Annotated in this window: 12 protein-coding genes; 5 read left to right on the top strand and 7 right to left on the bottom strand. The window is 66.6% G+C overall.

What is annotated here, in order from left to right; translation table 11 throughout:
- The first annotated feature begins 108 nt into the window (after positions 1–108).
- Positions 109–651 (top strand): PEP-CTERM sorting domain-containing protein, encoded by a 543-nt coding sequence (locus KA248_10955; GenBank protein ID MBP7830426.1) that lies wholly within the window; start codon positions 109–111, stop codon positions 649–651.
- A 222-nt stretch (positions 652–873) separates the two neighbouring features.
- Here KA248_10955 and KA248_10950 read toward each other — a convergent pair whose 3' ends face one another.
- Positions 874–2,748 carry a hypothetical protein gene (locus tag KA248_10950; protein ID MBP7830425.1) on the bottom strand — a complete coding sequence of 625 codons (1,875 nt, stop codon included), beginning with the start codon at positions 2,746–2,748 and terminating at the stop codon, positions 874–876.
- 328 nt (positions 2,749–3,076) lie between these two features.
- Here KA248_10950 and KA248_10945 point away from each other — a divergent pair, with 328 nt between their 5' ends.
- Entirely contained in the window at positions 3,077–4,366 is a 1,290-nt protein-coding gene (locus KA248_10945; protein ID MBP7830424.1) for an SUMF1/EgtB/PvdO family nonheme iron enzyme, read from the top strand.
- Here the strand turns inward: KA248_10945 and KA248_10940 are convergent.
- Both KA248_10940 and KA248_10935 read right to left on the bottom strand, forming a co-directional pair.
- Complete coding sequence (locus KA248_10940) at positions 4,306–6,204, bottom strand: tetratricopeptide repeat protein (protein ID MBP7830423.1); 1,899 nt, start codon at positions 6,202–6,204, stop codon at positions 4,306–4,308. The genes KA248_10945 and KA248_10940 overlap by 61 nt on opposite strands.
- A complete protein-coding gene (locus KA248_10935; protein ID MBP7830422.1) occupies positions 6,201–7,280 on the bottom strand; it encodes an SGNH/GDSL hydrolase family protein in 1,080 nt (359 codons plus the stop codon). The genes KA248_10940 and KA248_10935 overlap by 4 nt, the downstream gene beginning before the upstream one ends.
- Positions 7,281–7,462: 182 nt before the next feature.
- On the opposite strand from KA248_10935, the gene KA248_10930 reads away from it, so the two are divergent.
- Positions 7,463–9,199: a tetratricopeptide repeat protein gene (locus KA248_10930; protein MBP7830421.1), complete on the top strand. Its 1,737-nt coding sequence runs from the start codon at positions 7,463–7,465 to the stop codon at positions 9,197–9,199.
- A gap of 87 nt (positions 9,200–9,286) precedes the next feature.
- Here KA248_10930 and KA248_10925 read toward each other — a convergent pair whose 3' ends face one another.
- Complete coding sequence (locus KA248_10925; GenBank protein ID MBP7830420.1) at positions 9,287–10,789, bottom strand: tetratricopeptide repeat protein; 1,503 nt, start codon at positions 10,787–10,789, stop codon at positions 9,287–9,289.
- Positions 10,790–11,110: 321 nt separating this feature from the next.
- On the opposite strand from KA248_10925, the gene KA248_10920 reads away from it, so the two are divergent.
- Both KA248_10920 and KA248_10915 read left to right on the top strand, forming a co-directional pair.
- A complete protein-coding gene (locus tag KA248_10920) occupies positions 11,111–13,285 on the top strand; it encodes a tetratricopeptide repeat protein (GenBank protein ID MBP7830419.1) in 2,175 nt (724 codons plus the stop codon).
- A 50-nt stretch (positions 13,286–13,335) separates the two neighbouring features.
- The gene (locus tag KA248_10915) at positions 13,336–15,723 is read left to right on the top strand and encodes a hypothetical protein (protein ID MBP7830418.1); all 2,388 of its coding nucleotides are present in this window, start codon (positions 13,336–13,338) and stop codon (positions 15,721–15,723) included.
- A 45-nt stretch (positions 15,724–15,768) separates the two neighbouring features.
- On the opposite strand, the gene KA248_10910 is transcribed toward KA248_10915, so the two are convergent.
- The 3 genes from KA248_10910 to KA248_10900 form a co-directional block, all read right to left on the bottom strand.
- A complete protein-coding gene (locus KA248_10910) occupies positions 15,769–17,574 on the bottom strand; it encodes a tetratricopeptide repeat protein (GenBank protein ID MBP7830417.1) in 1,806 nt (601 codons plus the stop codon).
- A 13-nt stretch (positions 17,575–17,587) separates the two neighbouring features.
- Complete coding sequence (locus KA248_10905; protein ID MBP7830416.1) at positions 17,588–19,393, bottom strand: tetratricopeptide repeat protein; 1,806 nt, start codon at positions 19,391–19,393, stop codon at positions 17,588–17,590.
- A 71-nt stretch (positions 19,394–19,464) separates the two neighbouring features.
- Positions 19,465–20,885, bottom strand: a 1,421-nt coding sequence (locus KA248_10900) for a tetratricopeptide repeat protein (GenBank protein ID MBP7830415.1), incomplete at its 5' end; no start/stop codon positions are given.

Raw genomic sequence — 20,885 nt, 5'->3', positions numbered from 1 at the left:
CCTTGACTGGTTAGCTGGCAATATGTGACAAATAATACATCGTTTATGTGTGGTCGTAGTGGATCACGCAGCGAGAAGTGAAGGTAACAACAACAAAGGAGTTATGAGATGCGTAAGCTGATCGTACTCGCAGCGGTATTGTTTGCGGCGCAGATGGCGATGGGCCAGTCCCTGCAGTGGATTGGTGACTCGGCGGTTTATCACGTTGAAGGCACGACGTGGTACAACGCCAGCGCCACCTGGGCGGCGTCCGGGTTCAACGGTCATGGCTTCGGCGATGTCATGAGCCTGACCCTCGGCGGGGAAGCTGTGACGTGGGAGCGCGTCATGGGCGTGACGACGGAAATGGGCTACGGCATCGATGGCACCCATCAGGCCTATGTCGACCTGCCCTGGCTGGAGCAGTCCGGCAACAACGACAAGTGGCAGAACATGACGGGTGCGGATGTGGCGGCCAGCGCGAGCCTGGGCGCCCACACGGTTGCCGTGTATTTCCGCGCGACGGCCGATGCCGGGACCACCTTCCAGTGGGACAGCAACGGCGGCGCGAACTACAGCGCGACCTTCACGAAGGTTATTCCGGAGCCGACCACCCTGGCGCTGATTGGCCTGGGCGTGGCCGGTCTGGTGGCCTATCGTCGTCGTCGCTAAGTCGACGTCAAGATGGATAGAAGAAGCGGGCCTTTCGAGGCCCGCTTCTTTTTTTCGGCGCGAAGCGCCCTGGGGTGCGCCGGCAAGCGAAGCGCGACGGCGCTCTGACTGGGAAGAGCGGCGTGGCGCTCGAAGACTCGCTTCCCGCCGCAGTCCAGAGCGGTGTCGCGTCGCTGCGCTCCTTGCCACCGCACTCCAGAAGGCTCCTTGTTAGCGCTGCCCTTAAGGCGACGGCGGCGAGTCGGGAGAATCGGAAAGCACTTTCATCAATTCGGGATAGGCCGACAGGAAGTAAATCGGCTGGACTTTCCCGCCCAGGACGAAATCCGCGGGGAACAGCGCGCGCATCGCTTCCTCATCCGCCTTGCCGTTTCGCAAGACGGCCTCCAGCCTCATGTCGGTCCAGACGGCGTTGAGTTCCTCGCGCGAAGCCCCGGGGTTTCGCGCCAGGTATTTTTCCGCGTAGATCCGCCGGAACGTTTTCCGCGGAAGGCGATCCGGGCGGTAGATCACGTAAGCCGAACCGCCATAGCGCTCGACACGGTCGACCGGTGAGAATCCTTCGAAGCGGGGCGGCTCCTCGCCTTTGGACGCCATGAGCACCAGGGCATCCGCGGCGTCCAGCGCTTCCTCGCGCGTGAGGGTTTCATAGGCGTGGTTCCAGCCGCACCGTCGGTTGTACAGGTTGAAGGCGGCCAGCAGGAAGAAGTCCATGAAGGCTTGGTAGCCGTTTGGCAACAAGGCCGCCGGCCGCTGCCCGTGGCGGTCGAGGTCGATCGTTCCGCCGGGGGCCAGCGACCACGCGAAGGCCAGCGCCTCGTTGGGATCGAATCCGGAAAGGAGCAGGCTTCGCGTGAATCGCCAGCGATCGACGTCCGGCCGATCGGGACGCGTCCAGTAGCGGGCGGCGTCCGGGGTCATGGAAAACAAGGCCCCTGAAACCTGGTCGAGTCTCATCGGGCGGTTCAGGAAATAGGGAGCCTCGACCCGTCCGGCGGTCACCGCAAGGTACGGAACCGCGGCCAGGAGGCATGCCGCGGCGCCGATCCGGGCGCGCTGGCGGAGGGGGACCAGGTCGCGGAATCCGTGTCCGGCCAGCAGAACGAGGGCGGGAATCGCAGGAGCCAGGTGCCTGACTTCTCGAACCGGCATCCAGGCGAACACGCCGACCGGAATCAGAACCCCCAGCCATAGGCCCAGCCGCTCGCGATCCCAGCGCCCATGGTGAAAGGGACGGGCCATGGCCAGGAGAACCAGGATGGGCAGGCCTGCCCATCCCAGGTAGCTCTTCGCGATTTGATGCGGGTAAAACCAGGCGGCCGCCCAGGACATGGCCTCGGGCGGACCGATCAGGCGCATCGTGGGGATGCGGGTGTTGCCGATGGAAGAGTAGTATTCAAACATGCCCGGAAAATAAAGAAAGGCGATGGCGATGACGGATAGAACCGGGATGACCACGATGCCCGCAAGCCAGAGCAGGCGCCGCGGGTTCCGCCGGCGCCGCGCCGTCGCGGCGTCCGCCAGGATCGGGCCCAGGATAAAAAGCGGGTAGGTCATCTTGATCGCGAACCCGGCGGCCATGAGCAAGCCGAGACGGAACGCGTTGCGCTTCTCTCCTTCGCGAAGCCAGGCCAGGTAGTGGAGGGTCACCAGGGCCGTCAGTGGAAACTCGATATACAGTTCACGCGATAACCCGAACATCGCCGGGCCGGCCATCAGGACCAGCAATCCGGCGGGCGCCCATTCCCCGAGGTCCCGGCGGCGGCAAATCAAGACAAAGGCAATTCCCAGGCCCGCGAGCCAAAGCGCATGGACCCCCAGCGCCCAGGGGATCGAGTCGTGCACGAAAAGAAAGGCCCCGAGCAGCAGGGGATAAAAGGAGGCTACAGCGAAATCCTTGAACCCGCCTCCCAGGGCCAGATGGCTGGCGGCTTCGTAGTATTGCTCCGGGTCCATCCAGGTGAAGCCGTCGCGCGAGCGGATGTCCAGCAGCAAGTGAGCGGCCAGCACGGCCAGCAGGCCGAAATAGAAGACGGCCCGCGCGCGCGCGGGGCGACGATCACAGGGGGTTGCGCCGGGTTCTGTCGGGCCATGCATGGGGCCGTGGTACCAAAAGCGCGGCGGCCGGGCAAGCGCCGCGCGGAGCGCCTTGGAGTGCGCCGGCAACGAGTCCGCGAGGCGACGGCGCTCTGACCGGGAAAAGCGGCTTGGCGACCCGATGCGCTTCGCGATCGGGACTTCCCGCCGCACTCCAGAGCGGCTTGACGACGCTTTTGCGATCAGGGTACTTGTAAAGGATATGTGCAAATACAAAGCCCATTTGCCTCGTACGCGGCTACTCTGCCTATCTCTCTGTCTGGGCGTCCCAGCCGTTTCCGCCCGGGCGGCCGAACCGGAAACCGCCGGGACCCGGTCCTGGAACGGGGTGAGCTGGTTTCACGACGGCACGGCGGCGCTGTATCGCGTGGAAATAACGACTGAACTGCAGGCATCCAACGCGTGGAAGGCGGCCGGCGCGTATCTGCCCACCGGCCAGTGGATGTCGGTCCGGCTGAACGTCACGAACGCCCCGATGCGCTTCTACCGGGTCTGGGCCGACACCTCGACGGCTTTCCGGACCCGGCACGCGATGGTCCTGGTTCCCGGCGGTGTATTTGCCATGGGCAACACGTACGGGGATCCGGCCCTGGTCGAGGGCTGGCCGCGCGAACTGCCGGTTCATGACGTGCCGGTAAGCCCGTTCCTGATGGACAAGTACGAGGTCTCCAATGAAAAGGCGGCCGAGGTCTTCCAGTGGGCTTATACAAACAACCTGCTCGGCGTCAATCCAATCGACGCCCATCCCCATGCCCAAGTCGTCAACCTCGAGGGCGTCACCCAGACGCTCTATCGATTGGACCAGACTTGGAGCCAGATCGGCTTCACGAACGGCGCGTTTTACGTGAAGAACAACCGGACGAATTTTCCCATCATCGGCATTACCTGGTACGGCGCCCAGGCCTATGCCAACTACCGCAGCGACATGGAGGGACTCCCCCGGGCCATTGGGTTTGCCGTGACGAACTGGTCCATGAACCTTAACGCCGGCGGCTACCGTCTGCCCACGGAGGCGGAATGGGAAAAGGCCTGCCGGGGCGGCATCGCCGGCACGCATTTTCCATGGCCGAATGATTCCGTGTACGGGCCGTCGAACTACCTGTATAACATTGACGTGGTCAAGGCGAACTACGCGGATGGCCGATATCAGCCGTGGACCAATCAGCCGCCGCACCCCTGGTATTTTGAGACCATCGCCACGACGCCCGTGGGATATTACGACGGCCGCCAGCAGATTGATTTCAGCGTTCATCCCCTGACGGACTGGATGAGCGGCGCCGATGCGGGGACCACCCAGGACATGGCCAATGCCTACGGTCTCTACGACATGGGAGGGAACGCGTGGGAGTGGTGCTGGGATTGGTATGCCACCAATTGGTATTCAAGCCCTTCGGCCAGCCTGCCCGATCCCGTCGGGGAGACCAATCGTGCAAACATCGACCCGCCTGTTGTGGTGCGCGATCTGGGCGCCAAGATCCTTCGCGGGGGAGGCTGGTATCCCGTGAGCCTTACCTTTGGCTCCGATCCCACTTACTTGCGCTGCGCCTATCGCGAGGGTCAGTGGCCTGATGTGCCAATGGTCAGCGCCGGGTTCCGCCTGGCCCGCTCCATCCGCTGAAGCGCCGGGAGAAATCCGGGCCGGATCCGCAGAACCTCCTCGTAGCAGGCCATGGCGTCATCGGGCCGGTTCATACGCAGGTAGAGATCGCCGAGATCGAGCCGGGCGGCCAGGTGCCCGGGCATGTGAGCCAGGCCTTCGAGGTAGTGATCCCGCGCCTTTTCGAGTTGCCCGCGCTCCATGGCGATCCGCGCGAGATTGAACCAGGCGGGGGCATGGGCGGGGTCCTGCCGCAGGGCCTCGAGGAAATATGTCTCGGCTTCGTCGAGCTTCCCCTTTTGGGCCCGCAGCAGGCCGAGCTGGTTCCAGGCGTGCGCCTCGGCCGGATTCTCCTCCACGGCCCGACGCGCATGGAACTCGGCCGTCTCGAAGTCGCCCCGGTCATACGCGCCCACGGCCACGAGGCGGTCCAGCTCGGCCTTGTAGTTCCACTGCTCGGCGTCATACGGGCCGCCGAGGCTGGTCGCGACGGCCGCCGTCACGATAAGAATCAAAGAAAAGGCCAGGCTTGGCGTTCGGGTTAAAGTGGCACGGCCGTCCCCGGCCGTGGGGAGCACGGGCGAGACGCCCGTGTCACTTTTCCGGATCCACTGCTTGAGTTGTCCGGCCAAGGCCTGCACCCCGGCCGCCGCGAAGACGATCAGCAGCGGCAGGACGGGCAGCCGGTAGCGGTCGCAGACGTGGATGAGGATGATCCCGGCGGCGTAGGCCAGGATCATCAGCGCCAGCCGGTACGGCCGGCCGCGGCGCGCCACGAGGCCCAGCGCCGCCAGCCCGGCCAGGATGGCGAAGGGAAAGCCGAACCGGCCGATCTTCCACGTCGTCAGCGCGAGCAGGGAGGAGACCGGGCGGAAGGTGTACAGATCGATGTTTCGAGGAATCTCGCGGGACGAGAAGAACTGCGCCGTCTTGACGCCGAGGTGTTTGAGCCATGCCGCCGGGCGGGCGCGAATGTCGCGGAAGGCCTCGCGGTAGTAGAAGTCCTGCATGTCCCTGTCGGTGTGCGCGCCGTTCAGCTCGGGCCAGAGAGTCAGGTTTTCCCAGGCATGGCCCGGGCGGATATTGATGGTCCGGCCCGGGTCGGCGCTGTTGCCGATGTAGAAGTTGATGCCGCCGGTCGTGGGAAGCCAGCGGAAGGCGCCCGTGGCGAAATGGATGCCGTGGAGAAACGGGTAGGCTGTCAGGATGAATCCGACCACCAGACCGCCCAGCCATGGCTTGATTCCGACGGTCTTTCGCTCCGACGGGCGAATTAGCGGGGCCAGGACCGCGACAGCCCAGGCGGGCACGAGGGGCGGCCGGGTGAAGAGGCAAAGGGCGCCGAGAATGCCCAACAGCACAGGCTTCGCGCGGCCGGCGGGTCGGAGCGATATCCACGCGGACAGGGTCAGCCACAGCCCGGCCCAGGTCTCCGCCAGCAACTCGCCGTCATAGTAGATCATCGGGCCATAAACGGCCGCCAGGACACCCGCCAGGATGCCGGTCCTGCGCGAGCCCACGCTGGTTCCCATCAGGGCCGCGACCACGCAGGTCAGCGAGCCGGCCGTGATCTGCAGGAGCTTGGCCGCCCAGATGGAGGCGCCGAAAGACTGATAAACCTGCGCCAGCAGCATGGGATAAAACCAGGGCTGCCAGGCCATCTTGGGCAGGTCAGAAGCCCCGCCCGCGAGGCGCAGCGCCAACTCGTGATATTCCCTCGCATCCACGAGCGGGAAATGAAAAGAGGGATGACCGGAGACCTGGAGCAGGTACACGAGCCGGAGGGCCCACGCCAGGAGAAAAATGCCCGCATAGGGCGCCGCGCGGCGGAGCGGGGATTCGGTGGAAAGAGCCCTCATGGAAGAACGCCTTCCGAGAGCAGGCGGCGGGCCACCGCCTGCGCCGCCTCTTCGTAGCCGAGGGCATTGGGATGGAGAAGGTCGGAGTTCAGTCTGCGCCCCAGATCGGTCGCGCGCCGGCGAAACATGTCGAGAAGATCCATCACGGGTAAATCCAATGACCTCGCTTGCTCGGCCACGCGGTGATGCAGCGCCGCCAGGGTCCGGTCGTCGGCGTCGGAGAACACCGGCATGATGATCACGTACACGGGAATGTTGCGCTCCAGGCTCCACGCGCGAATCCGCTCAAGCCCCCGGCAGACCCGCAGCCAGGCCTCGGGTTCCATGTAGAGGGAGGCATAGAAAGCGATGCCGTTTCCGGCGAGCAATTGGAACATGTCGTTACGGGGATGCGGCATCAGATTCTGATCCGGGGGCGATTCCCGGCTGCCGAAGAAGCCGGCCGCCGTGTGATTCAGGATAAGCCAGAGCCGGCTTCCCCCGAGCCGGCGGGAGGATTGGCGCCAGAGTGCCTTCACGTAGTTCCGGTCGGGCGAGGTCAGCGCGGAGCGGGTCAGCAGCAGATCCAGTTCCTGGCTGTAGCGCTGCGCGTCGTTCAGCGAAAAGAGGTAGAGCACGAGATCCGGGTGAAAGCCGGAGACTTTCGTCTCCAACGTTTGCGCCACCTGCCCGATGGCATAGCCGGGCACCCCGAAATTGAGCACCTCCACGGGCCGGCCCGAAAGCGACGGATGCCCGCCGAGAATCCGTTCCAGGTGCACCGGAAATGTGTGGCGATTGTCGGCGCCCATGCCGAACGCGATGGAATCGCCGACGCAGGCCACGCGGAGGGCGCCGGGTGCGCGCGCCGTTGTCCGCTCGACATCCCTCATGCCCAGCGCATTGACGAGGACGTCTTTGGACGGGTTCTGAAAACCCGGAACCAACTCGTAGCGGAGTTCCGGATCGGACGACAGCGTGACCATGCCGAGTTCCACGTGAAAGACATCCGGCCCGAGGTTGAACAAGCGGACGGCGGCCTCGCCCAGCACGAGGGCGGCGGCCGCGGATCCAGCCGCCAGCAACGCCCTTTTCATGGCGGAACGAGCCGGCGATGGCGTGTGGTCCGTCATATGCCGCGATGTGTAACCAAAGCGGCCGGAACGCGCAAGCGGCAGTTTCGCCTTGATTCCGAGACCCCGTCATGCCGCCGCGCCGGGATTCCGGGGTTGCCGGTGCGGGAGCGGCGGGGATACTATGCCCGGCGATGGAACCATGTATGCAGCCGGTTGAAGCCAGCGTGCCGAAGTCCGGCATGGCGCGCCGGCTTGTCCTTCCGCTCGGTTTGCTGCTCCTGGTCTTTGCGGCCTATGCGCCGGTCTTGAAGGGGGATTTTATCTGGGATGACGAGGCGTACGTCGTGGACAACCTGACGTTGCGCTCCGCGGCGGGGCTGCGCGCGATCTGGATTCCTGGAAACACCACCCAATACTATCCCCTGACCTTCACGGGGTTCTGGATCCAGTACCATCTGTGGGGACTGAATCCCCTCGGGTACCACGCCGTCAATGTTCTCCTGCACGGGTTGACGGCGATCCTGCTGGCGTACGTCCTGCAGCGCCTGGGCCTGCAATGGGCGTGGTGGGCCGGGGCGCTGTTTGCGCTGCATCCCGTCAACGTCATGTCGGTCGCCTGGATCACCGAGTTGAAGAACGTGTTGAGCGGTTTTCTTCTCCTCGGCGCCCTGCTGTCATATGTTGTTTACTTGGAGAAAAAAGAACCCGGCCGCGGCGCCTCACCACGTCCTTTTTATGGCCTGGCCTTCGTATTGTTTGCCGGCGCGATCCTGGCCAAATCGGGCGCGTTCATCCTCCTGGTCGCGCTCCCGTTGATCGCCTGGTGGAAAAAGGGCCGGGTGTCCCGGGCGGACTGGCTGGGGTATCTCCCCTGGCTCGGCTTCAGCGTGGCCATATCCCTGGTCACGATTCATCTCGAACACACTCCCGTGTGGGAGGCTCCGGATCCACCGAGTTTTTCCTATCCGCAGCGGCTGATCCTGTCGGGGCAGTCCTTCTGGTTCTACCTGTCGAAGGCGCTGCTCCCGCTGGACCTGGTGTTCTTCTATCCGCAATGGACCGTGGACGCGGCCCGGGTGTCGAACTACGCTTGGCCGGCCTCGGTGCTGATCCTGCTCGCGGTCCTCTGGGCGCGGCGGAACCGCTGGGGCCGGGGCCCGTTGGTCGCCGTGTCGCTGTACTACTTTTCGACCGCTGGACTGATTCTGCTGCACGTGCTCTACATGACCCGGTTCACGTACGTGTCCGATCACTGGCAGTATTTCGGCCTGATGGCCCTGATCCCCATGCTGGCGGGAGGCCTGTGGCACGCGTTGCCCCGCCGCCCGGGAGGACGGGCGTGGACGCTGGCCGTGTTGTTCGGCGTGTGCGTCGTGCTGATCTGGCGCCAGTCCGTGCCGTATCGGAACCTGGAAAGCCTGTGGCGGCACACGTTGCGCGGGAATCCGCGGTCCGAAATCGCCCTCATCAACCTGGGCACCCTTCTGGCGCAGCAGGGGCGGTTGCAGGAGGCGATGGAGCAATACCAGCGAGCGCGGCAAATTCACCCGGACCACCTCGATGTCCTGGACGGGATCGGCGGCCTCCTCGCCATGCAGGGGCGGGGCGCCGAGGCCCTGGAGCATTACCGGCAGGTGTTGCAGCGGTACGAGGGGAGCGCCTCGATCCACGGCAACTACGCGGCGCTGCTGTTTCAGTATGGGGATGTCCGGGCGGCGCTGCCTCACATGGAGCGGGCGCTGAAGATGGCGCCCCGCCACCGGCGGGTGCGCGCCAACCTGCTGGGCGCGCTGACCAACCGCGCGCGGCGGGAGGTCCGGAACGGACGGACCGCGGAGGCGCGGGAGCTATGCCGGGAAGTCCGCGCCCTGGATCGGGAACTGGGGGACAGCCTTGTCGAGAAGGTGCGTCTGGTCGATCGTGCGCCCGGCCGCGAATAGGTCGCGCCCTGCTGGTGGAAAGTGGCGTCGCACCCCGATGCGCTTCGCGATCGGGGTTTGCCGCCGCACTCCGGAGATCGTCGGCTATCATTCGGCGGCTCGTCCCAACTGCTCCAGGGCCATGGCCAGGTTCTTGCGCACCTGCGGATCGTGGGGCGCCAGCCGCAGCGCCTCCTCGAGATGCGGCATGGCGGCCGCGGGGTCTCCCTTCAGGATCAGCGTCCACCCGAGGTTGTTGTGCGCGATGTAGTAGTCGGGACGAAGGCGGATCGCTTCCCGGAAGCGGGCCAGCGCGTCATCGAAGCGCTTACGGAACAGCAGCTGCCGGCCCAGGTTGTAGTGCATGGTGTAGTTATTTTCCGTCACGTCAAGGGCCCGGCGGAAAAGGGCTTCGCTGTCCTTCCAGTGCGGAAGGATGAGCCGCGTGACCAGTCCGAGGGCCAGGACGGCCGCGGCGGCCGCCGCGAAAGCCGCCGGGCGCCGGCGTCCCCGCGCGGCGTCGAAGAGCGTCCAGACCCCCATCAGCAGGAGGCCCAGCATCGGGACATACATGTACCGGTCGGCGATCCGGTGCAAACCGAGCGATACCAGGCCGATCACCGGCACCAGGGTGCCGAGGAACCAGAGCCAGCCGACCAGGAGCCACGGCCGTCTGTGCCGCTGCCGGACGGCCCATGCCGAGATCGCGCCGAGAATCAGCAGGGCGCCCAGGACCGGTCCGGCCGTCGGGGGAACGGTCGGAGCGGGATACAGCACGCACAGCCCGCGCGGCCGGAAGACCAGCCGGAGATAGTCCACGTAGAAAACGGGCAGATAGGCCAGGCGCGCGCCCAGGGGCAGGGGAGCCGCCATTTCCGTGGCCCCGGCCATGACCTGGGTCTTCAGCGCGCTCAAGATGAAGACCGCGACAAGAATGAACAGCGGCGCCTTCTCCGCGAGCAGGTCCTTCCACGCGCGCCATGAAATCCGTCCGAATCCGTCCACGCGCCGCAGCGGCCAGACGTCGAGCAGCAGGAGGGTGAACGGCAGGGTGACCGGCATGGGCTTGGCCATCAGGGCCAGGGCGAAGCCCGCCAGAACGGGCATCATCGCGTTCGGCGACGGGCGCCGGGTAAAACGAATGTACAGGCCGATTGTCGCGAGCCAGAAAAACGTGCTCACGAGGTTCTTGCGCTCGGCGATCCAGACCGCCGAATCCGCGTTCAGCGGGTGCGCCGCCCACAGGGCGGCGACAGCGAAGGCGGGCCAGACGCCGCCCGCGACGCGGCTCAACAGCAGGAACAGCAGCGCGGTGTTGGCCGCGTGCCAGAGGAGGCTTTGGAGATGGTGTCCCGCCGGATTCAATCCGAAGAGCTCAACGTCGAGCATGTGCGACCACATCGTCAGCGGGTGCCAGATGCCGGCCACCGGCTCGCGGAATGAGCACAGAACTCCCTCCAGGGTCAGCCCCCGGCGCACCCAGGCGTTTCCCGTGACATACAGCGGATCGTCGTAGTCCACGAAATCGCATTTCAGCGCGGGATAGTACAGGGCCATGGTCGCCAGGAAGAGGGCAAGGGCGAGCAGGGCATGTTGAAGAGAAGGTTTCATGATTCACATGCCACGAGACTCATGGCCGGCCGCCAAAAGCGGCGTGGCGTCCCGATGCGCTTCGCGATCGGGCCTTCCCGCCGCACTCCAGAATGGTTGCCGGCGCGGAGCGCCTTGGAGTGCGCCGGACCGTCTTCGCCCTTCGGGCTTCGCCGCGGCAAGCAAGCGACGGCGCTCTGGATGGGACGAACCGCTTGTGAAAAGAGCGCTACAACGCCGAGACATGGGTGCGGGATGACCATGGCATGATAGTACCCATTACGGAATCCGGCTCCAAGGGCATGCTTGTCTCATGAATGGCCTTTTGTCATTCTGCGCGCCGTGAAAACCGTCCTGTTCAAGGCCGGGCTGGCCCTGCTGGCGCCGGCGCTGGCGCTGGCGCTCATCGAAGGCGCGTTGTGGGCCGCCGGGGTGAGCCCTGGCCAGTCGCCCCTCCTGCGGGTGGAGCGGGCCGATGGCGCCTGGTGGATGACGAATCCCCGCTACGGAGCCGCGATTTTCCCCCGCGACAACCCGCCCCGCCTGCCCCCGCTGTGGATCCCCGCCGAGAAAAAGCCCGACGAAATCAGGGTCGTGGTCCTGGGGGAATCGGCCGCCGAAGGCTTTCCGCTTCCGGCGTTCAGCCTGGCGCGCGTGGTGGAGGTCTCGCTGGCGCACCGCCTCCCGTCCCGCGACGTGCGGGTGCTCAACCTGGCCATGACCGCCATCAATTCGCACCAGGTCCGGAAGATCGGGCTGGAAAGCCTGAAACTGAAACCGGATGCGGTGATCCTTTACGCGGGCAACAACGAGGTGATCGGACCCTACGGCCCGGGTTCGGTGTTCGGCTCGTTCCATGCCCACCCCCTCGTGATGGGGCTGGTTCAGCGCGCACGGACCCTGCGACTCGCTCGCCTGTTGGACCGGTGGAGGCTCGGGCAGGCGGAGAAAAAGACGGACGATCCGGTTATTTGGCACGGGCTCTGGGAGTTTGAAAACAAGCCCGTGGACGAGAAGAATCCGGCGCTGCCCTCGATGCGCCGCTATTTCAGGAAAAACATCGGGGATCTCGTCCGCCGGCTGGCCGGCCGCGGCGTGCCCGTGGTCGTGTGCACGATGGGCGTCAACCTGCGCGACTGGCCGCCGCTTGGAGCGGCCTGGGCGGAGTCGCCGGCAGGGCAAGCCCTTTCCCTGCGGGGCGCCATCTCCGATCCCGGCGCGGTGCAGCACGCCGGCGTGGCCTACGAGACCGGCCGCGCGCTGGATGCCGTCGGGCGCACGGAGGAGGCCTTGACCTGGTTCCGCCGGGCTTGCGACCTGGACACCTATCGTTTTCGCGCGGATTCCGGGCTCCAGGCCATCCTGCGGGAAATCGCGCTTCGCCACCGGGAAGAAGGCGTCGTGCTGGTGGACGTGGATCGCCGGCTTCACGAGTCGCCCGTGCTCATGGCGGACCGCGAGCGGTTCTTTGAGCATGTCCATCTGACCATGAAAGGCCGCCTGGAAGTGGCCGAATGGATGGCGGAGGCCGTGCTCGGCCTTCCGACGATCAAGCCGCTGGCGTCGGCCGGGCCGTCCCTGTCGAGGCGCGAGCTGGTTGAGCGCCTTCTCTTCCTGCCTGTTCATGAATCCAAGGCGTGGTCGGCGATCGCCCTCCTGTACGACAACCCGCCGTTTGCCGGCCAGTCGGACGCCGCCGAGCGGGTGCCGTGGATGCGCGCGCAGAGTTTGTCCTTGCGCGAAACGTCGCGGAGGGACTGGCCCCCCGAACAATTCGAGCGCCTTGTCGAGGCCGCCTCCGCTTCGCGGTCGCGCGATCCCTACTTTCACTACATCGCGGGCTCATACCGGATGGAGGCAGGGCGGTGGGCGGAGGCCGAGCCATCCTTTCGGAAAGCCATGGAGCTCTGTCCGCATTTTCCGGATGCGCAGCTATCCCTGGCGCAATGCCTGGTCGGGCGGGGGGCCCTCGAGGAGGCGGCGAGGCTGGCGGATGAGGGATTGGCCTGGATGCCTAACATGGCGGATTTTCTCGGGTTGCGGGGGGAGATTTATCTCCGCGGCGGCCAGATCGCCGAGGGTATTGATGCGCTGGAGAAGGCGTTTGCGCGGCGTCCGAGGGACGTCGGGCTGCTGATCACGCTGGCCCGGGCCTATGCGCAGAGGGGGGACCTGGACCGGGCGGAAGGGCTTTATCGCCGGGGGCTGACCTTCGTTCCGGAGAGCCCTTTCTTTCTCAACAACCTGGCCGATCTCCTCCTGCAGCGCGGAGCTGTGGATGTGTTGCAGGCCAGGGAGATCGTCGGGCTCGCCGAAAGGGCGGTCGCTTCGGACCCCGAATCCCATCAGGTCCGGATGACCCTGGCCCGCAGCTTGGAAGCCGCGGGCCGGCGGGATGAGGCGGGGCGTGTTCTGGAGGAGGCCCTGGCGCTGGCCGTCCGGGCCGGGGATTCCAATGCCGTGCGGCAGCTGACCGATATGCAAAAGATCCCTCATGACGCTCCCGGCCGCTTGTAGCGTGATCCGTCCCCGGTCGTGGAACTTGTCATGGGCATGAGAAGGGCCACATGAAGCGTTTTGCGAGAAAGCTGTTTTTCTCTCTTGCCGCCACGGTTCTTTTTTTCCTGATGCTGGAGTTGGGCCTTCGCGGCGTGGGGGCCGGATACCCGGCCGCCCTGGTGAGGCCGGCCGCCGCGGAAGGGCAGCCCGGCTGGGCCGAGAATCCTTTCTGCACCTATGCCTATTTCATGCCGCCGATGGCGCGGCTGCCGCTCCCGTTTTTTATCGAACGGGAGAAGCCGGCCGGGGTGGTCCGCGTCGTGGTCCTCGGCGAATCGGCCGCCATGGGCGATCCCGTGCCCGCCTTCGGCCCCCCGCGCATGCTGGAAGCGCTCCTCGCGCTTCGCTATCCCGGCCGGACCGTGGAGGTCGTCAACGCCGCCATCACGGCCATCAGCAGTCCCGTGATCCGGGAGCTGGCGCGCGACCTGCCGGCTTTGAAACCGGACGTAGTCCTGCTCTACATCGGCAACAACGAGGTGATCGGCCCGTACGGCCCGCTGACGTTTTTCGGGCGCGCCGGGAGCGACATCATGGTTCGCGCGGCGGCGGCGCTGACCCGCCTGCGCCTGGTCCGTTGCGCCGGGCTCGCGGCGGCGATGCTGATGGAGACGCGGGGTCCCCTGGCGTTCCAGGGCCTGGCCCGAACCATGGATTCCCCCGTGTCCGCCGACGATCCCCGCCTGCCCGGCATGCGGCGGCGTTTTGAGCGCAACCTGCGCGACATCGTCGCCGCCGCGCGGGCCGCCGGCGCGGAGGTGCTTGTGAGCACCGTCGCCGTCAACCGGATGGATTGTCCTCCGTCGCTTTCCGTGCATCGAAAGGATCTGATCGAGGCCGCGCGCCGGGATTGGGAGCGCCACTATGAAGACGGCATGACGGCCCTTCGGGCCGGCGATGCCGCGCAGGCGCTAACCCGCTTCGAAGCCGCCGCGCTCCTGGACGAGGCCCACGCCGAGCTGGCGTACCGGATGGGGCAGTGCCTGGAACGACTGGGCCGGAAGGCAGAGGCCGATGCGCGCTTCGACCAGGCGAAGGAAAAGGATGCGTTCCGGTACCGGGCGGACAACGGGATCAACAAGGTCGTGTCCGATGTGGGCGCCGCCTTCGAGGTCGCCTTCGTGGACGCCGATCTCAAAATCCGCGAGCAACGGCGGGACGCCGACCTCTTCGTGGATCATGTGCACTTCAGCCCCGAGGGCAGTTATGAACTGGCCCGGCTCTGGGCGGAAGAACTGTCGCGTGGTCCGGCGTTGGAGTCTATCGAAACAGCCGGAATGGAATGGCCGGCGCCGGACGAAGTGAAGAAAGAGTGCCTGTTCACGCCCCTGGCGGAATTATGGTTCGCGCAATCGCTGCTGGCCCGCTATGGCCGGCCTCCGTTTTCGCGGCAACCGGACGCCCCCGAACGCCTCGCGGCGCTGACGCGGCAGTTCCAGGCCCTTTCCGTGCGCGTGCAGTCCATGGACGTGGACGCCGCCCGGTCCCTGTTCCAGGACCACCTGGCCAGGCGCCCGCGGGACACCATGGCCGCCGGTTTGTGGGCCCAGGTTCTTCTGTCCTTCCATCGCTACCGCGACGTGGAGGCGTTCGCGGCGCCGCTCGCGCGCAGCCAGCCGCACCGCCGCGACGTCCGGGAATTGCTTGCGCGGGCCCTGGCGCCGCTGGGCCGGCCGGCGGAGGCCGCGGAGGCCTTGCTCGGGTGGGCGCACAAGCACGGCTTCCTGGCCGCCCAGGCCGCCTGCGATCACATGACGGAACTGCTCCGGAACGGAATGGAAGACGAGGCCCTGGCGTACGGGCGTGCCGTGGCCGGCGGGATGCGGGCGCTGGACTACCGCTGGCGCGTCACGCGTTTTGTGGCGGGCCTGGAGAGTCTCGTCGCTCGCCGCGACGAGGCCCTGGCCCTCATGCGCCAGGGGAACCCGGAGGCCGCCGCGCCCGTCTGGCTGGATCTTGCCCGGACCCGGCCCGACTGGCCGGTTGCCCCATACTGGCTCTCGGCGATCCATGGGCTCCAGGACAGGACGGCGGAAAGCCTCTCCATGATCCAGCAGGCCGCGAACCAGTGGTCGTTTGCACGGGCGTGTTACCACCTCGGTCTCTGGGAAGCGAAGTTCGGAAGCGCGGAGAGAGCGGGGACGTATTTCCGGGACGCCGCGATGGTGGCCGGGGACGACGATGCCCTGGCCGACGGCCTGGCTTGGACGCTCGTGGCTCATCCGAATTCCGCCGTGCACGACCCGTCGCTGGCCCGGGAAGTCCTGCGGCGGTCCTGTTCCGCGGCCGGCGGCGAGGAAGCGGTCGAGAAGGCGATTCAGGAGCGCATCGAAGGTCTCCGCGGGAACGCCCCCGCGGCCGGGTCGCCGACGTCCGGCCCGATGGGTTATTTCTGAAGCGCCGACGTCCGACGAAGGGGGAGGCCGGCGGCCAACCTGGGTTCAGCGGGTCATGTCGTGCTGGTCCAGGATCATCTCGTGCTCCCGGACAAGGTCGGGGGGGTGGGGCGGCTTATAGGGCTTGCCCTGGCGGTATTCCTCGGCGCGCGCGGCCAACAGATTCATGACGCCGGCCGGCTGTCCCTTTTGCGCGGCCAGGGTTGCGGCGGCCTCGATATGCCGCGCGGCTTCCTCGGTTCGCCCCATCCGGGCGTTCAGATCCGCCAGCAACAGGCGGAGACGATAATCGTCGGGCCGCAACGGCAAGGCCCGGAGGGCATACGGCTCGGCCTCCGCCGCGCGATCCAGCGCCAGCAGCAGCCGGGCCAGGTTGCCGAGCACCGGGGGCGCGTCCGCTCGAAATTCCAATGCCTTGCGGTACGAGACGATGGCCTCTTCGTACCGGCCGGCGAATTGCTGGGTCAGCCCCAGGTTGTACCAGGCCCCGTATCCGGTCGGGCCCGACTGGATCGCTCTTTTGAAGGACGCGATACCCTCATCCACCCGGCCGGCTTGCAGGAACAGTGTTCCCAGATTGTTATGCGCGCGGGAGTTTTGAGGCCACTGGGCGACGGTGTCGGTCCATAGGCGGATGGGGTCGCGGTAGACCTCGTTCCGCCGCCAGGCCGCCGTCCCGTACACGGGAATCAAAACGAGCAGCGCGAGCGCCAGGCCGCGCTGGAACTTCCGGTCATTTCGCGTAAACCACCAGCCGGCCAGGAGCACGGCCAGGATCAGCGGGAACAGCGGCAGGTACATCCGGTGCTCCGCGATGGTCTGTCCGAGGACGGGGTTGATGCTGGAGGAGGGCGCCAAGATCAGGAAGAACGCCAGCGCCAGGAAGCCCATGCCGGGCGCCTTGAACAGCAGTACGACGGAGAGTGAGAGCAGGGCCAGGATCGCCAGGCCCGCGGACCACACGGCGGCCGGATCTTGGATCAGCACCACGCCGTAATCGAACACGAGCGGATGCGGCCAGAGCGCCAGCTTGATGTAACGGTTCAGCGCCCAGGCCTGCGTCATCAGGTACGGCCACCAATTCGCCCCGCCATGCCGGATCGGGTCCCGGAGCATAAACAGGAACAGCAGGCCCCACGTGGCGCACAATCCCGCGTAAAAGCCTTTGCGCCGGCGAAACAGTTCGCGCCACGACCCGGCCAGGAAAATACGGTCGTACGCCAGCGCCAGCATCGGCACGACCGCCATGACTTCCTTGCAGCCCATGCCCAGTCCGCAGGCCCCGACGCCGAGCGCCTTCCAGGCCAGCGGCCGACGGGATGTCGTCGAGCGCTGCACGGCGTACAGGGTGGCCACCGTGAAAAAAGCCGTCAGCAGCTCGGTTCGCTGGTTCACGTAGTTGACGGCCGCGGTGTTCAAGGGATGGGTCAGCCACAGCAGGACGGCCAGGGCCGCCAGGACGGGCGTGGCCCGCGCGAGGTCCGCTTCCTGCCCGCGCCCGCGCAGGGTACGCATCAAGAGCGCGTAGAGCAGGAGCCCGTTCAGGATGTGCACGGTGATGTTGAAGACGTGGTAGCCCGCGGGATGATAGCCGCCCAGCGCGTAGTTGAAGGTATGCGCGATATTGATCACCGGGCGGCGCGCCAGCGTGAGTTCGTCCGTGCCGACCGGCGGCGTCAGGACGGAAAACACGTCCCGCCAGTTCCGCACGCTGGGATTGGTCAGGAGGTTCCAGTGGTCATCGAGGTAAAACGGGATGTCGAGCGTGTGGCCGTAGACGAGGAGGCCGGTGAGCACGATCAGCGCGGGCGCGAGCCAGGCCCGGCGGGTACGGTCAGTTGATGGTGACATTCAGAATCCTGCCTTACCGGGCCATGTCGTGATGGTCCAGGATCACCTCGTCCACGCGAATCCGGCCCGGCGGATGAACGACTTCAAACGGTTCCCGGTTACGGTAGCTTTGCGCGCGGGACGAAAGCATCTCCAGGACGGGCCCGGGCTGCCCCTTTTGCCGCGCGAGGTTCGCGGCCGTCTCGATGAGCTGGACCGCCTCGTCCTGCCGCCCGGCCCGGTAGGCGATATCCCCCAGGAGCAAGAAGAGGCGGTAATCGTCGGGCCGGAGTTGCGCCGCCCTTTGCGCGGCAGGCCCGGCTTCGTCCGCGCGGCCCAGCGACAGGAGCGCCCGCGCCATGTTGCCGAGGGCGGCCGCAGCGTCCGGGCGCAAGGCCAGCGCCTGCCGGTAGGAGGAAACGGCGTCCTCCTGCCGGCCCACGTAATATTGAGTCAGCCCGAGATTGTACCAGGCCTTGGCGTTGCGCGGATTCAACCGCACCGAAGCCTCAAGGGCCGCCAGGCCTTCGCGGATCCGCCCGGCCTTCATGAGGAGCGTGCCGAGATTGTTGTGGGCCCGATCGTTTTCCGGCCACGCGGCGATGGTGTCGGTCCAGAGCCGGATGGGATCCCGGTACACCTCGTTCCGGCGCCGGGCCGCCATGCCGTACACGGGAACGAGCAGCAGCAGCGCGAGCGCCACGCCGCGCTGAAGCTTCCGGTCCGCGCGCGTGAACCACCAGCCGGCCAGGAGCACGGCCACGATCAAGGGGATCAGCGGCAGGTACATCCGGTGCTCCGCGACGGTCTGGCCGATCACCGGATTGACGCTGGAGGTGGGCGCGAGGATCAGGAAGAAGGCCAGCCCCAGGAATCCCATGCCGGGCGCCTTGAACAGCAGCGCGACGGAGAGCGCAATAAGAACCAGGACCGCCAGGCCCGCGGACCATACCGCGGCCAGGTCATGGATCAGCACCACGCCGTAATCGAACACGAGGGGATGGGGCCAGAACGCGAGCTTGATGTAGCGGTTCAGTGCCCAGGCCTGTGTCAGCAGGTACGGCCGCCAGAGCAGCCCGCCGGTCGCGCCTGAAAAGCGGAGCAGGAATACGCCGAGCAGGCCCCACGTGCCGAACAACGCCGCGTAAAAGCCCTTCCGCCGGCGGAACACATCGCGCCAGGACCCGGCCAGGAAAATGCGGTCGTACACCAGCGCCAGCACCGGAACGACCGCCATGACTTCCTTGCAGGCCATGCCCAGCCCGCAAGCCCCGACCCCCAGCGCCTTCCAGGCCAGGGGCCGGCTGGATGTCGTCGAGCGGTGCAGGGCATACAGGGTGGCCAGCGTGAAGAAGGCCGTCAGCAGCTCGGTGCGCTGGTTGACGTAGTTCACGGCGGCGGTGTTCAGCGGGTGTGCCACCCACAGCAGCGCCGCGAGCGCGGACAGGATGGGCGCGGCGCGAACAAGCTCGGAGTCCTGCCCCGGGCCGCGCAGGACACGCCGCAGGAGGGCGTAGAGCAGCAAACCGTTCAGGATGTGCACCGCGATGTTGAACGCGTGGTATCCCGCGGGGGCGTAGCCGTCCAGCGCGTAGTTGAAGGCGAAGGTGAGATTGATGAACGGGCGGCGCGCCAGGTTGATCTCGTCCGCCCCGACCGGCGGGGCCAGGACGGAAAACATGTCCCGCCAGTTCCGCACGCTGGGGTTGGACAACAGGTTCCACTGGTCGTCCAGGTAGAACGGGATGTCCAGCGTGCAGCCGTAGACGAGGAGCGCCGTCAGAACGATTAAGGCGGGCGCGATCCAGGCCCGGAGCGGACGGTCAGTGGATTGTGACATGGGCCTTTCCATAATTCGAATCTTCATGACGCGCCCGGGTTGAAAATCGAGCCCATGGGGAGACGCCGCTTTCAGTCGGCTCGGGGCGTTCGGTTTTCATTGACGGGGCTCGTGGTTCCTTGCCGGGCCATCTCGTGGTGCAGAATCAACTCGTCGGGTTGAACGCGGCCGGGGGCTCGAACGTCCCGGTATGGCTCTCCGCGACGGTATACTTCAGCGCGGGCGGCGAGCATGTCCCGGATGGAGCCCGGCGGTTCCTGCGGCCCGACCAGGGCCAGGGCCGATTCGATGTGCTTCACGGCTTCATCGAACCGCCCGGCCTCGGCGCAGGCCGCCGCCAGGGCGTCCAGGATCATGGGATTCGGGGCATGCAGTTCCCGGGCCGCGCGCTCGGCCAGTTCAACGGCCCGGTTCCCGTCGCGGACGCCATCGTCCGGCGCGGTGGCCAGTATCCACGAGGCGATGTACAGGGTGTCCACGGAGGGCCGGGCCGCGGGCTCGGTGTAGGGCGCGAGAAAAAGCGCGGCGGCTCTCGCGCGACCGAGCTGAAGCAGCTTGTGGGCCGCGGCGAACGGCGTCGCGAGATCCGCGGCTTGCCGCAGGATCGCTTCTCCTTCGTCCCGTCGCCCGGTCTCCACCAGGGAGGCGCCCAGGTACAACCGGGCTCGCTCCCACCGGGGATTCAGTTCTAACGCCTTCTCGTAGGCCCTCGCGGCCTCGCCCGGCCCGCCCATGCGCTGAAGCACATCGCCCATCAGCAGGTGAAGACGTTCATCGTCGGGCCGGATGAGCAGGGCCTGCCGCGCGAGCGGTTCGGCCTGCTCCGCGCGGTCCGTCATCAGCAGCATCCGCGCCAGGTTGCCGATCGCCGCGGGGGCGTCCGGCCGCAGCTCCAGCGCCCGCCGATACAAGGCCAGGGCCTCCTCGTGCTGCCCGCGCTCCTGGTGGTACAGCGCCAGGTTGTACCAGCCCAGGAAAAAGCCCGGATTGACCCGCACCGATTGTTTGAAGTCCGCGGCGCCTTCGGCCTGCTGCCCCGAGTTCATGAGCAGCGCGCCCCGGTTGTTGTAGGCGCGGTCGTTGTTCGGCCACTTGGCGATGGTGTCGGTCCACAGGCGGATCGGGTCACGGTAGACCTCGTTCCTCCGCCAGGCGGCGGCGCCGTACGCGAGGACGACGAGAAACACCGCCGCCGCGAGGACGCGCTGAAGCGCCGGGTCCTTGCGCGTGAACCGCCAGCCGGCCAGGAGCACGGCCAGGATCAGCGGGATCAGCGGCAGGTACATCCGGTGCTCGGCGATGGTCTGGCCCAGGACGGGGTTGACGCTGGAGGAGGGCGCGAGGATCAGGAAGAAGGCCAGGCCCAGAAAACCCACGCCGGGCATCCTGACCAGCATGACCCCCGACAGGACGGCCAGGAACAGGATCGCCAGGCCCGCGGGCCAGACCACGGCCAGCTGGTTCACCAGCACCATGCCGTAATCGAACACCA

It is taken from the genome of Kiritimatiellia bacterium, from assembly GCA_018001225.1.
GTDB lineage: Bacteria > Verrucomicrobiota > Kiritimatiellia > CAIQIC01 > JAGNIJ01 > JAGNIJ01.
The sequence above is the reverse complement of the archived record's forward strand: the minus strand, read 5'-3'. Positions and strand labels throughout refer to the sequence as shown.